This is a genomic window from Bordetella genomosp. 11 (genome assembly GCF_002261215.1).
In the GTDB taxonomy this organism is placed as follows: domain Bacteria; phylum Pseudomonadota; class Gammaproteobacteria; order Burkholderiales; family Burkholderiaceae_B; genus Bordetella_C.
Map to the genome: position 1 here is coordinate 1,463,859 of NZ_NEVS01000004.1, position 13,308 is coordinate 1,477,166.

Genomic DNA, 13,308 nt, shown 5'->3' on the forward strand with positions numbered 1-13,308 from the left:
TGCCATGTCTCCCTTCATCGGTGTATCGGGCGCGACGGGCATGCGTCGGACCGGCGCCCGGCGCAGCCCTAGGACGTCTTTTCGATGTTGCGGTCGATCCAGTCGAGCAGCCAGTCGGCGACCTGCAGGCTGTTGCGGTCCTGCATCAGCATATGCGAGTTGCCATGAAAGCCCACCTGGGGCAGTTCGACGAGCCTGGCATTGCCTCCCGCCTTCGCCACGGCGTCGATGAACGCCCGGCATTTCTGCAGGCGCGGCGCCCAGCGTGGGGCGATTTCGACGTTATCGCCGTAGACAACCAGAATGGGCATCCTGGTGTAGGGACTCAGGTCGCCGGTGGGTGCCGGGCATACCGTCGGTTCGATCGCCACGATACCGGCGATGCCGCTGGTGTTCAGTGCCGCGGTCTGGAACGGATAGACGCCTCCCTGGGAATGGCTCATCAGGATCGTGCCGTGCAGCCGCTGCGCCAGGCGCGAAAGATTCGGCACGGTGGGATTAGGGCTGGGCAGCGCGGCAAACCAGTCCGGGACCAGTTGTTTCCACAATTCCGCCTGGGCCTGCAGGGGAAACTGCAGGTTCGCATAAGGCTTGGGATATTCCGGGCCGAAACGGAACACCGTCCATGCTTCCTCGTGCCCGGCGGCGAAGATCGCAGGCAGGGTGTCCGGCGCGGACTGGCCCATCTTTACGCGATTGATCGCGGACGGGTCGAAGGCGGACCGCCCGCGCGAGACCTGGTCTATCGTGTAGGTCGAATAACCCTTGCGGACGAAGTATTCCTGCCAGCCCATGCGGCCATCGGGCGTTGTCTCCCATGACTTGCCCGTCAGGCAGCAACCATGAATCAGCGTGATGGGGTAGCGGCGGGGATGCAGCGGTATCTGGTAGCTGACGTACATCTGGTCCACGGTGATCGTGCCGTCGGCCCCGCGCCCGGGCGCGGTAGACAAGGTATCCGAATGCACGTCCCGGCCGCCGACGAAGAAACTGCCTTGCGACTGTATCGTCAAGGGCCCGGGCTGCGCCGGTTCCGCGGCCAGCGCCGGGGCCGTTCCCGCCACGAGCCCCAGGACCAGGGCAGCCATCGCGCCGCGAACGGCAATGCTCCATTGCGAAGCGGATCTCATCACGCTGTCTCCTTGTTGTTGTAAGTCGTCACGAGCGGCGGGTCCTGGACCCGCGCACCGTCCGGCGACGAGGGTACCGGGGAGCAGCTGACGGTGCACTGACGGCACACGGGGTTTTCGCGATTTGTCACATCGGCGTCATGAGCCGCGGGTATTGATGGGCGCCTGCATGGCCGTCCAGGCCACGCGGCGCGGACGATACCGTCCGTCGTCCATCCCTCATGTATCGCTGTCACGCCATGGATATCACCACCCGGACAGATCCGCCGGCCAGCCGCAATCGGCTGTTGACACTGGCCGCCGGCCCCGGCGGGCTGATCTGCGCGTTCCGCTTCGGCGGCGGGCTACCCCTGCGCCTGAACTGGCCCGACATCCTGGGCGGTTCGCCCGCCGGTCCCGGCCAGTTCACCTGGATGCACCTGAAGACTGCCGACAGCCGTATCCACGAATGGCTGGAACATGCCCGGGACATTCCGGAAGCCGCACGCCGGTTCCTGGCCGGCCGCGACGACCGGCCTCGCTTGCACATCTCGGACGACGGCGTCTACGGCCTGCTGGTGGACCTGAAGATGGAAGCCGACGGACAGGATGAGGAAAAGGGCGTCCTGCATTTCTTCCTGGATGGCACGCGGCTGATTACGGTGCGCACGCGCGCCCTGCGATCCACCGACAGATTGCGCCGCCTGATCGAGGAGGGCACCGACTACGGCTGTACGCTGGACCTGCTGGCCGGCCTGCTGCAGTGCCTGCACGAGGGCTTCCTGGAGAAGCTCGAAGCCCTGACCGACGAAGTCGACGATATCGAGGCATCGGTCCTGTCCGACCGGCAGCAGGCCGACCGCAGCGCCTTGAGCGCCGTACGACGCCAGCTGGCCGAGTTCCGGCGCCATATCAATCCGGAACGCAACATACTGGGGCGGCTGTGCACGCTGGGCCACGACTGGGCCGACAGCGACGCGCGGGATCGAGTGGCGCAGGTCATCGATGCGCTGCACGGCCTGGCCGGTACCATTGACGCGCTGTATGAACGCGCCAAGCTGCTGCAGGAGGAAATCGCGTCGCAGATGGCCGAACAGATGAACCGCAACCTGATGGTGCTGTCCGTCCTGACCGCCTTGTTGATGCCCGGGACACTGCTGTCCGGGATCTTCGGCATGAACATGGCCGACGTTCCCGGCTTGCAGGCGCCGGGCGCCTTCTGGTGGGTCCTGAGCCTGATGGGGCTGCTCGGTTTGGGGATGCTGCTGCTTTTGCGCAAGCTCAAGCTTTTCTGAATCGCGGGGAGGGGCCCGCGGCCGGCGCCCTAATAAACCTCCGGCACCATCATCGTGGCCGGTACCGGATGGCGCACATAGTCGGCATGGCGTTCGCGCGGGGGCAACACGATGCCGGGCCGTTCGATCTCGTGGTATTGCATTTGCGATAGCAGATGGCTGATGCAGTTCAGGCGCGCGCGCTTCTTGTCCACGGCCTGCACCACCCACCACGGGGCTTCCGGAATATGGGTGCGCTCCAGCATGGTTTCCTTCGCGCGGGTGTAGGCTTCCCAGCGCCGCCGCGACTCCAGGTCCATGGGGCTGAGCTTCCATTGCTTCAGCGGGTCGTTGATGCGGCCCAGGAAGCGCAGGTGCTGTTCTTCGTCGGTGATCGAGAACCAGTACTTGATCAACTGGATGCCGGAGCGTACCAGCATCTTTTCGAACTCCGGCACCGTGCGGAAGAATTCTTCGTACTGGTCATCGCTGCAAAAGCCCATGACATGCTCGACGCCGGCGCGGTTGTACCAGCTGCGGTCGAACAGCACGATCTCGCCCGCGGCCGGCAGGTGCGATACGTAGCGCTGGAAATACCATTGCGTGCGTTCGCGGTCGTTGGGAGCGGGCAATGCGGCCACCCGGGCAACGCGCGGATTCAAGCGCTGGGTAATGCGCTTGATCACGCCGCCCTTGCCCGCGGCATCGCGGCCCTCGAACAGGATAACCACCTTGTGGCCGGTGGCCACGACCCAGTTCTGCAGCTTGACCAATTCGCCCTGCAACCGAAAAAGTTCGCGGAAGTAGGTGCGGCGCCAGGCTCTTTCCTCGTCCGACGGCATATGGGCCGGATCGCCCTGCAGTTCCTCGAAAGTGCGGTCTTCCAGCTCCAGTTCGAGTTCTTCGTCGTAATGGTCGGCCAGGTCGCGGTGTATCCGCCGCACCAGTTCATTGTCGATCGCGTCCACGTCCAGCTCCCTGTTGGATGAAGGCGATGCTATGACAGACGGATGACAAGGAAGTTACCGCGCTCACGCGTTGAACGTTTCCCGCAGTACCGTGTGATCGCGCAGGGCGGCGCGGTCGACGACGGGCCGGTATCCGGCCGGCAGGCAGATGCCGCCTCGCGCGAAAGGCAAGGGGTTCTCCAGCAGCCGGTCGCGCGCCTTCAGGAAGCCGTTCATTTCACCCGCATTGTCGATGGAGGAAACGGCGACGCAGGCCTCCATCCAGCAGGCGATTTCCAGCGATACGCCGTCTCCCAGCACTGGCGACATGCCCAAGGCGCGGATCCGTGCCAGGGCCGCGGCCAGATCGTCCAGTTGCCCGACCTTCTTTAGTTTGAGCTTGACGAAGCCGACGTTGCCGATGGTCGAGGCCCTGTCGATGTCCTCCATGCCGTAGATCGATTCATCCAGCATGATGGGCACGGCGGACCGCGCCGCGACCGCGGCGTTGGCTCGCCAATCGGTGGAGGCGCAAGGCTGTTCGAAGAGTTCTATGCCCGCGGGGTCCAGCCTGCTGGCAAACGAGATGCCGTCCGCCTCGGTGTATCCGCGATTCGCATCCAGGCGCAAGGTTGCCCTGCCGGCCGCCACGCGTTGGATGCGCTGTACGCGCTCCAGATCCTGGCGCCAGTCGAAACCTACCTTCACCTTCAGGGTGCGGAAGCCTTCCTCGGTCAACCGCGCGATCTCGTCGCGCAGGCCTTGCTCGGTGGCCTGCTGGCAAGGCGCCAGCAGCGGGACATGGGTATCCCGCGCCATGTCCAGCAGCGCGTGGCCCGATAACATGTCCAGCGCGCCATACATGGCGCTGCAGACGCCGGGCAGGCGCCGGGCGTAGCCGTCCACCACACTGCGCGCCCGGGCCGTCGACAGTCCCGGCATTACGGCCGCCATATCGCGCAAGGCCTGCCAGGAATCCGCGCGCGATTCCGTGGTGTACCCCACCGACACCATGCATTCGCCCCAGCCGACTTCGCCGTCCGCGACGATTTCCACGAGATAGGGGTCGAAGACCGTTTTATCGCCCGTGGACAGCTTATAGGGCACGGTCAGCGGAAATGCCACTTGCCGCACCGCGACGTATTCGACTTTCATCGCGAGCTACTCCATCGCCTTGATGCCGGAGTCGCGCACGATGCCGGCCCAGCGATCGATTTCGCTTCGCAGGTATGCCGATGACGAAGCCGGGGTGGAATCGGCCGTGACTTCAATGACCAGGCTCTTCAGTTTGTCCGCTGTCGCCTTGTCGGACAAGGCGGCATTGATGGCCTTGTTGAGCCTGTCGACGATAGGCATTGGCGTCTGCGCCGGCACGAACACCATGTTCCAGGTGGACGCATCCACGCCCGGAATACCCGCCTCGGCGATGGTGGGTACGTCCGGCAGCTCCGGCGACCGGTGATTCGCCGCGATGCCGATGGCCTTCAAGGAGCCATTGCGTACCAGCGACATCGCCGAGCTGGCCGTTTCGAAGGTGTAGAGATGGCGCTTGGCGATCATATTCTGGTGCGCGGGTCCGGAGCCGGTATACGGCACCACGAAGGCGTCCACGCCGGCCTTGCGATTGAAGAACTCGGTGACCAGGTGCGTGGCGCTGGCGTAGCCGGACGTGGCATAGCTGTACTTGCCTGGCGCCGCCTTCAAGGTGGCAACCAGTTGCTCGATGGTTGGCGGCCCGCCGGGGGCTACCAGTACCAGCGCCGGACAGGATCCGACCAACGCGACCGGCTGCAGATCCTTCAGGGCGTCATAGGCCAGTTTCTTGTAGACCGCCGGGGCCACCGCGATGGATGCGGTGCCAAAGAGGATGGTATAGCCGTCAGGCGTCTCGCGCGCCGCCTGGGCCACGCCGATATTGCCGGCGGCACCGCCGCGATTGAGCACCACGACGGACTGTCCGAGTTCGCGTCCGAGCTTATCGGCAAGCACGCGGGCGAAGACGTCGGTCGGGCCGCCCGGCGCGAAGGGCACGATCATGTTGATCGTATGCTGGGGGTACTCTTCGGCCGCCCGCGCCGTCGCCGCAAGGCCGAGCATGCACACGCCCAGCGCGGCACGCGCCAGCAGGCGCGCGGCTCCATGCGCGGGGCGCGCGGGCGGTGCCCATGTTCCGTGCCGTTCCATATCGTCTCCTCCGTTGTTCCGGCCGCTGTGCGCCAGCCGTGTCCCGGGCGCCCTCTGTGGGGTGCGCCGGCCTTTGCCGATACGGCATGGCGGTATTACGCCGCCAGGCGTTCGCCGATCTGTGTGCGGTACATCAGGCGACGGCTCGCGCTGTCGAAGGCATCGCGCTGGTGCATGGTGCAGCGGTTGTCCCAGAGGATGGCATCGCCCACCTGCCATACCTGCGTCCATCTGGCTTCCGGACGTGTGGCATGCGCCCACAGCGTATCCAGCAGGGCTTCGCTTTCTTCCAGCGGCAGTCCCACCAGATAGGCATTACGCCGGCGTCCCAGGAAAAGGCATTTTCGTCCGGTAACCGGATGCACCTTCACCACGGAATGGATGGCGCCGATCGTCTGCCGTGGGTCGTTCACCGCCACGTAGCCTTCACGAAGTTCGCCCGTGCTGTTGATGCTGGCGTCGTGCACGCAGCGCAAACCCTCCACGCGGCGCTTGAGCTCCGGAGGCAGGTCATCGTAGGCCTTGTACATATTGACGAAACTGGTGCCGCCGCCGGAGGGCGGGATCTCGAGCGAGTACAGGCAGCTTGCCTTGGGCGGCACATCCTTGTAGGTCATGTCGGAATGCCACTCGGCCTCGCCCGCACCGAGTCCGCCGATGGGCTTGCCGTCGACGACGATGTTGGAAATCACATTGATCTCCAACGGCAAGTCGTTGGTGCCGCCGCGCAGCGAGCCCTTGACGGGACGCTTGTCCAACGGACCTAGCGCGCTCGAGAACCTGATCAACTGCTCGCCCGTCAGGCCGGGGTTGCCGCGAAAGCGCAGGACGAGATGGTCGGCCCAGGCCTGCTCTATGACGGCGAGCTGTTCTTCGGTGGGAGGCTGGCGCATGTCGTAGCCGACGATGTCGGCGCCCAGGGCTGCTCCTGTGGGAACCACGGATATCGTGCCATCCATGCGCGAGGGTTGTGCTTGGGCGCTCATGCCTGTCTCCTGGAATGCGTCGTGGAAGGACACTGTAGTAAAGTCGTTTTGATTCGGGAATATTTATTTTTCTATATACCTATTCATTTAAATTATGAGTGTCACGCTCAAGCAGTTGGATGCATTCCTGGCGGTCACGAGCACATTGAGCTTCAGCAAGGCGGCCGCGCGCGTGCATCTGTCCCAGCCCGCGCTCAGCGCGAATATTCGCCGGCTGGAAGAGACGATAGGTGCCCGTCTGTTCGACCGCGATACGCGCACGGTGGCGCTGACGCCGGTCGGCACGGAATTCGTCGGGATCGCGCGCGGCCTCGTGGATAGCGTCGAGCACGGCCTGAGCCATATCCGCCGCTACGCGACCGGCGAACGCGGCACGCTGTCGCTGGCAATGGCGCCGTCCCTGGCGGCCAGCTTCCTGCCGGATATCATCGGCGCATTCGCCGCGGCGCACCCGGAAGTCGAGTTGCGCCTTTACGATGTGCTTTCCGACGAGGCCATCGCCCTGGTGCGCGCCCGCGCCGTGGATCTCGCTTTCACACCGCGCCGGGACGATGCCGACGACCTGCTCCAGCGCGACGTGATGACGGACGACCTCGTCGTGCTATGCGCCCGGCGCCATGCCCTGGCGGCAAGACGTTCGGTCACTTGGGAAGACCTTATCGCGCATTCCCAGGTCGCGAAGAAGGGCGGCAGCGGTGTGCGCCACATCATCGACAAGGAATACCTCAAGCGCGGCCACTCCTTCGTGCCCGCGTACGAGGTCGAGAATGTGGCCACCATGATAGGTTTGATCGGCGCCGGATTGGGATACGGCGTGTTCCCACGGTCGACCACCGCGTCGTTCAACATGAAAGGGCTGGTGCGGGTACCGTTCGGGGCCCGCAGCCGTCCGCGGAGGCGGATCTGTGCCACCACGCTGAAGATGCGATCGCCCAATGCGGCGGCGGACAGCTTCGTGCGCCTGTGCCGCGAAAAAGCCAGGGAACTGTCTAGTGCCAATGACCGATGGAAAGGATGAGGGGCGCCGTGCCAGGATGCTGCCGAAATGCAGTCCTGACAAAATGTAAAGCCACTCTGGCTGGATCCGCCTCTCAGCATCCCGATACGGCATGGCCGCCGCGTCGGCCCGGCGGCATCGACCGGTGTCGCGAGAGGAAGCGCGCGCATCATGCAAGAAGAAAACATAGAGTCCCTGCGGGCCATCGGCGGTTCGACGGCAGGCGTGGCAGCCGGCAGGCCCGCGAACGTACGCGTCCGCTCGGTGGCACGGTTTCTTCTTATGGCGGCGACCGTCTGGGTGGTGCTGGACTGGTGCTACCTGGCTTTTCCCCTGATCCGGCCTGGCGCCGATATCGTGCTGGAAGCCAAGTTCCAGTCGCTTGCGAAGGCCCGCCTGTTCTCTTCTGGGGATCGCTGGCGCATCCTGGTATTCGGCAACAGCAAGACCCTGGCGGGATTCCGGCCGGAGGAATTCGACGCCCATTTCCAGACGGGAGTGCGCTCATACAACCTGGGCCTGCCCGGCGACGCCCGCATCCTGCCCATCCTGCAGGCAACGCTGGCGGCGGGCAATGTGCCGACGCACGTGTTCCTGACCATCCCGTGGGACGACAAACCCAAGCCGACGCTGCTGGATCACCTGCGCGACGACGAGACCATCCTTTATACCTTGGTCCCGTTCCGCGATCTGCCGCGCGACCTGACGGTATTCGTGGCCACCAGCCATTTCCGGTTTCGCCAGCGCTACGAGGAAGGCCGGCACGAGCGGGACAAGATGCTGGCGCAGCGCGGGTGGTATTTCATCAGCGGACAAAGCTTTTTCCCCAGCGGGGAACTGCCCGACGACTACGCCATCGCCACGGATCGGCCCGGTGAGTTCATCCCGCGCGCCATACCGGGCAAATCCTTCGTGCTCGACGAACTGGCCCGACTCTCCAGGCAATATGGGTTTAACGTGATCCTTGTTCCCGGCAATATGCGGGAACACGCCCAGGCGGCCGCGCCGGCGGCGGATGCCTCCCGCGACGCGGTGGTTGCCGGCCATCCCGGCATGCGCATCATCGGACCGGACTATTGGGTGTATCCCCCCAGGGATTACTCCGACGCCGTGCACCTGAACCCCGTTGGCGCCACGTCCTATACCCGCGACCTGGCGCGCCTGGTCGCCGAATCCGGGGTGCTGCACTGATGCTATTCAATTCCTTCGAATTCTTTGCCTTCTTCATCGTCTTCCTGGCGGTGTACTTCTCGGTGCCGGCGCGGCGACAGCCGCTGGTGCTGCTGGCGGCAAGCTACCTGTTCTACATGGGATGGCGTCCTTCCTTCGCCATCCTGCTAGCCTTTACCACCGTCGTCGATTTCACGACGGCCCTCGCGATGGAGCGGGCGCGCAGCCAGAGCATCCGCCGGCTGGCCATGATCGCGGCGCTGGCCATCAATCTCGGCATCCTGGGCACGGTCAAATACCTGGATTTCCTGATCTCGAATATCGTGGGCGTCACCGGATTCTTCGGCATCGAGATTCCGTCCTATGCCCTGGGGCTTATCCTGCCGGTGGGGATCTCCTTCTACACCTTCCAGTCCGTCGGCTACACCCTGGATGTCTACAACCGCCGCATCCCGGCGGAAAAGAACTTCATCACGTATGCGCAGTATGTGTCGTTCTTTCCCCAGCTGGTGGCCGGGCCCATCGAGCGTGGCGCGCACATGCTGCCGCAGTTCCGGCGCACGCATTTTTTTCGCTACGACAACCTGGTCAGCGGCGGCTGGCTGATCGGCTACGGCCTGTTCAAAAAGATGTGCATCGCCGACGTCATTTCGCCCTTCGTGGCGGGTGTGTACGGGGATCCCGACGCTTACACGGGCGGATACCACGCGTTGGCCGCGGTGCTGTTCGCGGTGCAGATCTACTGCGATTTCTCCGGCTACTCGGATATCGCCCGGGGGGCCGCCCGCATCATGGATTGCGAGCTGATGGTGAACTTCAGGCAGCCGTATTTTTCATCGACCCTGACGGACTTCTGGCGGCGCTGGCATATCTCGCTGTCCTCGTGGTTCCGCGACTACCTGTATATGCCGCTGGGCGGCAGCCGGGGCGGCGACCGGGTCGCGGCGCGCAATGTCGTTGTCGTCTTCGTGGTCAGCGGCATCTGGCACGGGGCGGCATGGACCTTCGTCATCTGGGGGGCGTTGCATGGCCTCGGGCTGGTGGTGGAGCGCTGGTTCCGCGATAGGCCGCTGAAACAGCGCCTGGCTCAAGCGCTGCCCGGACTGACGCCGGCACTGGCTCGGGCCTGGACGCTGCTGCTGGTACTGGCGGGGTGGATATTCTTTCGCGCCGGTTCGCTGCACGACGCGCTGCGGATTTTCGGCCGGCTGGGTACCTTTGGGGCCTTTTCGTATGGCACCTTCAATACGCTGGGGCTATCGGCCTTCCAGAGCCTGGCCCTGGTCATGTCGCTGGTCCTGTTGTTCGCCATCGATTTCCATCTGGCTTATCGGCCGGAACGCCTGTCCAGGCTGGCCCGCACGGGGCCGCTGAACACTGTGGCCGGCGTCGGCCTGGCGTACTACATCCTGCTGTTCGGCGTGTTCGGCAGGACCGAGTTCATTTACTTCCAGTTCTGAAGCGCCGGTCCAATTGCTATCATCGCGGCACCGTCAACGGAGCCCGTCATGGACCGCCGCCGCCTCGAATGCTTTCTGGCCCTGGCCGAGGAGCTGCATTTCCATCGCGCAGCGGTGCGCTGCCACATGACCCAGCCGGCACTCAGCCAGCAATTGCGCGCGCTGGAGGAGCAGCTTCAGGTCCAATTGGTGTACCGCAGCAAACGCCACGTATCGCTGACGCGCGCGGGCGAAGTTTTTCTCGATGAGGTCCGCAAGATCCTGCGCACGATGGATGTGGCGGTCGACGTGGCCCGCCGCACCGAGAAGGGCGAAATCGGCCAGTTGACGATCGGCGTCACTGCCCCGGCCCTGTACATCGTGTTCCCCGAAATCGTACGCGAGTTCAATCGCCGCCTGCCGGACGTGGGCATGGTCGTGCACGACATGACGACGGCCGAACAGGAGCAGGCATTGCGCAACCGCACCATACAGCTGGGCCTGGTGCATCCGCCACTGGAAGACGCGGCGCTGTCCTGCCAGACCATCGCGACCACGGCATTCAACATCGTGCTGTCGGACCGCAACCCGCTGGCCCGGCGCAGGCGGCTGGCGTTGCGGGATCTGGCCAATGAGCAATTCATCATCTTTCCCCGCACCATCGGGCCGCAGCTGTACGACCATATCATCAGCCTGTGCCAGGGGGAGGGATTCAGTCCCAAGGTCATCCTGGAAACCACGCCGGCACAGTCCATCATCGCCATGGCCGCGGCGGATTTCGGTATCGGTTTTATCGCATCGGAACACCAGATGCTGGCGCGTCCCGGCGTGGTGTTTCGCAAGCTGTCCGGTGTGATGCCTTATCTCTCGCTGGGCGTGGCGTACGATGCCGGCGACGTTTCGCCTGCGATGAAAGTGTTCCTGGAGATTGCGCAGCGGGTGGGGCGGCAGGTGCGGTAGGTTTCCGGGTTGATGTTATCCGGCCAGGGGAGTTCTTTTCCCGTCCGGCGGGGGAGATGGCTGTCGGCGCCGGCCCGATCGGGCGGTCCGGGGCCGCCGCCCCGGACTGCGACATCGCTCGTCTCGTTCGGCGGCCGTTCACTGCAGGTTTTCTTCTGAGCGGCGTCCGCGGCACGCCTGCCTTCGACATCCGCTCGTCCGCCCTCAACGGGCCGTCGCCGACAGCCATCTCCCCCGCCGGACTGCACTGTCTCTCAATCGCCGCCGCTGGGACGGGTGGGGTTCTTGCGCTACGTGGGTTGGGTTTCCGACCGATGGAAGGCCTTGTGATGCCCGCCGATCCGGAGCCGCCCAGCGCGGCCCCGGATCGGCTACGCGCCGGTTGCATGCCATGGGCATCCCGGTGCGGAGAGGGCGCCGCATGAGTAGAGCCGGTGGTATGCGAAGTCCGGTTCAGCAAGTCCCTGCAAACAACACCCGTGGCATCCACCCACCACGTAGGCGCTTCGTGGCCGCGCTGGGCGGCCGCGAAGCGACGGGCATCAAAAATCTTCCATCGGTCGGAAACCCAACCCACGTAGCGCAAGAACCCAATCCGCCCCAGCAACCGTGCCTGTAAGACACCGGAGTCCGGCGGGGGTGGTGCGTGCCGGCGCCGGCCCGTTGAGGGCGGACGAGCGGAAGTCGAAGGCAGGCGTGCCGCGGGTGCCATCCGGAAGAAAACTTGCAGTGAACGGCCGCCGAACGAGACGAGCGATGTCGCAGTCCGGGGCGGCGGCCCCGGACCGCCCGATCGGGCCGGCGCCGGCACGCACCACCCCCGCCGGACGGCTCAAGAAAAAAAGGCCAGCAGCAAAGAGGCCCAACAACAAACCCCACCCCCGGCACGCATCCCAAGCCACCACCCACTGATAAGAAAAACTACTCAGTAGAGTCAAAAAAAGAATTGGAGCTTTTCGACGTCAAATCCTATCGTCTCCAGCATTACACCCATAACGCAGGAGACATAAGCGATGACGCCCTTGCAGGCCGCCGCGCCCGAATCCGGGCCGCCCATCAAAATCGTCAGCGTGCGCACCATCGTCGTCAACGCCGAAATGCGCAACTGGATCTTCGTCAAGGTCCAGACCGACCAGGACGGCCTCTACGGCTGGGGCGAAGCCAGTTTGAACTGGAAAACCCGCGCCGTCACCGGCACGGTCGAAGACCTCGAACCCCTCTTGATCGGCCGCGATCCGCGCGACATCGAACAATGCCTGCGCGCCATGCACAAGCATAGCTACTACAAGCTTGGCATCATCGGCGTCACCGCCATCAGCGGCATCGAGCATGCCCTATGGGACATCTACGCCAAAAGCCTCAATGTACCTGTCTGGCGCCTCCTCGGTGGCCGCGTGCGCGACAAAGTGCGGCTTTACACCCACCTCGGCCTGGGCGACATGAAATCCGTCTACGAAACCTTCGACCACGGCAAACTGCGCGATAGTGCCCTGCAGGTCGTCGAGAAAGGCTACGACGCCCTCAAAGTCGTATTCATTCCCTATGGAAATCACGTATCTTCCATCGCCGCGCAAAAGCACGTCGGCAAACTGATGGAAACCGTGCGCAACGCCGTAGGCGACGGCGTCGACATTATGGTCGACTTCCATGGACGTCCCGGCTCCATCGCCGCGTCCCTTGGGTTTATCCAGGAACTCGCCCCGTACCGACCCATGTTCTGCGAGGAACCCGTGCAGCCTGGCGACACCGCGGCGCTGCGTGAAATCGCGCTACGGGCCCCGTGTCCCATCGCCTCTGGCGAACGCCTGGTCGGCCTGAACGAATTCATGCCCGTACTGACCGGCAAGGCCGTGCACGTGGCCCAGCCGGACCTGAACCACACCGGCGGCCTGCTCGAAGGCAAACGTATCGCCGCCGTCGCCGAAGCGGAGCTGATCGGCATCGCGCCGCACAACCCGAACGGCCCGATCGCCGGGGTGGCGGCGCTGCATTACGACGTCTCCACGCCCAACTTCCTGATCCAGGAGGAAATGAGCGGCGCCGTCCCCTGGTACGACGATGTCGTGCGCACCCCGCTCAAGCGGGTCGGCAGCTACTGGGAGGTACCGACCGCGCCGGGCCTGGGCGTGGAGATCGACGAAGCGGAAGCGGCCAAGCATCCCTTCAGGCAGGAGGTCATGCACGCCACGGGCGCCGTGCTGGACGACGGCACCATCGTGGAGTGGTAGGCAGCGCCCCGAAT

11 protein-coding genes are annotated in these 13,308 nt (G+C 64.4%); 6 read left to right on the forward strand and 5 right to left on the reverse strand.

Annotation, left to right across the window (positions count from 1 at the left end):
- Positions 1-68: 68 nt before the first annotated feature.
- Positions 69-1,130, reverse strand: coding sequence for an esterase (locus CAL28_RS14195; RefSeq protein ID WP_254926125.1), 1,062 nt, complete (start codon positions 1,128-1,130; stop codon positions 69-71).
- Between the two features lie 239 nt (positions 1,131-1,369).
- On the opposite strand from CAL28_RS14195, the gene CAL28_RS14200 reads away from it, so the two are divergent.
- Positions 1,370-2,404: a CorA family divalent cation transporter gene (locus CAL28_RS14200; RefSeq protein ID WP_094844617.1), complete on the forward strand. Its 1,035-nt coding sequence runs from the start codon at positions 1,370-1,372 to the stop codon at positions 2,402-2,404.
- A gap of 29 nt (positions 2,405-2,433) precedes the next feature.
- On the opposite strand, the gene ppk2 is transcribed toward CAL28_RS14200, so the two are convergent.
- From ppk2 to CAL28_RS14220, 4 genes are all read right to left on the reverse strand, one after another.
- Positions 2,434-3,351: a polyphosphate kinase 2 gene (gene ppk2 / locus CAL28_RS14205; RefSeq protein ID WP_176463990.1), complete on the reverse strand. Its 918-nt coding sequence runs from the start codon at positions 3,349-3,351 to the stop codon at positions 2,434-2,436.
- 63 nt (positions 3,352-3,414) lie between these two features.
- Entirely contained in the window at positions 3,415-4,485 is a 1,071-nt protein-coding gene (locus CAL28_RS14210; RefSeq protein WP_094841979.1) for a mandelate racemase/muconate lactonizing enzyme family protein, read from the reverse strand.
- 6 nt (positions 4,486-4,491) lie between these two features.
- Positions 4,492-5,514 (reverse strand): Bug family tripartite tricarboxylate transporter substrate binding protein, encoded by a 1,023-nt coding sequence (locus CAL28_RS14215; RefSeq protein WP_094841980.1) that lies wholly within the window; start codon positions 5,512-5,514, stop codon positions 4,492-4,494.
- A 95-nt stretch (positions 5,515-5,609) separates the two neighbouring features.
- On the reverse strand, positions 5,610-6,500 hold the full coding sequence (locus tag CAL28_RS14220) for a TauD/TfdA dioxygenase family protein (protein WP_094841981.1): 891 nt from the start codon (positions 6,498-6,500) through the stop codon (positions 5,610-5,612).
- Between the two features lie 94 nt (positions 6,501-6,594).
- Here CAL28_RS14220 and CAL28_RS14225 point away from each other — a divergent pair, with 94 nt between their 5' ends.
- From CAL28_RS14225 to CAL28_RS14245, 5 genes are all read left to right on the forward strand, one after another.
- Entirely contained in the window at positions 6,595-7,518 is a 924-nt protein-coding gene (locus CAL28_RS14225) for a LysR family transcriptional regulator (RefSeq protein WP_094841982.1), read from the forward strand.
- 150 nt (positions 7,519-7,668) lie between these two features.
- Complete coding sequence (locus CAL28_RS14230; protein ID WP_094841983.1) at positions 7,669-8,688, forward strand: hypothetical protein; 1,020 nt, start codon at positions 7,669-7,671, stop codon at positions 8,686-8,688.
- The gene (locus tag CAL28_RS14235; protein WP_094841984.1) at positions 8,688-10,127 is read left to right on the forward strand and encodes an MBOAT family O-acyltransferase; all 1,440 of its coding nucleotides are present in this window, start codon (positions 8,688-8,690) and stop codon (positions 10,125-10,127) included. The genes CAL28_RS14230 and CAL28_RS14235 overlap by 1 nt, the downstream gene beginning before the upstream one ends.
- Positions 10,128-10,175: 48 nt before the next feature.
- Positions 10,176-11,066 carry a LysR family transcriptional regulator gene (locus CAL28_RS14240; RefSeq protein WP_094841985.1) on the forward strand — a complete coding sequence of 297 codons (891 nt, stop codon included), beginning with the start codon at positions 10,176-10,178 and terminating at the stop codon, positions 11,064-11,066.
- A 1,013-nt stretch (positions 11,067-12,079) separates the two neighbouring features.
- Positions 12,080-13,294: an enolase C-terminal domain-like protein gene (locus tag CAL28_RS14245; protein ID WP_217906572.1), complete on the forward strand. Its 1,215-nt coding sequence runs from the start codon at positions 12,080-12,082 to the stop codon at positions 13,292-13,294.
- Positions 13,295-13,308: the final 14 nt, after the last annotated feature.

Bases quoted from the DNA above. Each gene is read 5' to 3' on its own strand.
- CAL28_RS14195 (WP_254926125.1), bottom strand. From the start codon at position 1,130: ATGAGATCCGCTTCGCAATGGAGCATTGCCGTTCGCGGCGCGATGGCT.
- CAL28_RS14200 (WP_094844617.1), top strand. From the start codon at position 1,370: ATGGATATCACCACCCGGACAGATCCGCCGGCCAGCCGCAATCGGCTG.
- CAL28_RS14210 (WP_094841979.1), bottom strand. From the start codon at position 4,485: ATGAAAGTCGAATACGTCGCGGTGCGGCAAGTGGCATTTCCGCTGACC.
- CAL28_RS14215 (WP_094841980.1), bottom strand. From the start codon at position 5,514: ATGGAACGGCACGGAACATGGGCACCGCCCGCGCGCCCCGCGCATGGA.
- CAL28_RS14220 (WP_094841981.1), bottom strand. From the start codon at position 6,500: ATGAGCGCCCAAGCACAACCCTCGCGCATGGATGGCACGATATCCGTG.
- CAL28_RS14225 (WP_094841982.1), top strand. From the start codon at position 6,595: ATGAGTGTCACGCTCAAGCAGTTGGATGCATTCCTGGCGGTCACGAGC.
- CAL28_RS14230 (WP_094841983.1), top strand. From the start codon at position 7,669: ATGCAAGAAGAAAACATAGAGTCCCTGCGGGCCATCGGCGGTTCGACG.
- CAL28_RS14235 (WP_094841984.1), top strand. From the start codon at position 8,688: ATGCTATTCAATTCCTTCGAATTCTTTGCCTTCTTCATCGTCTTCCTG.
- CAL28_RS14240 (WP_094841985.1), top strand. From the start codon at position 10,176: ATGGACCGCCGCCGCCTCGAATGCTTTCTGGCCCTGGCCGAGGAGCTG.
- CAL28_RS14245 (WP_217906572.1), top strand. From the start codon at position 12,080: ATGACGCCCTTGCAGGCCGCCGCGCCCGAATCCGGGCCGCCCATCAAA.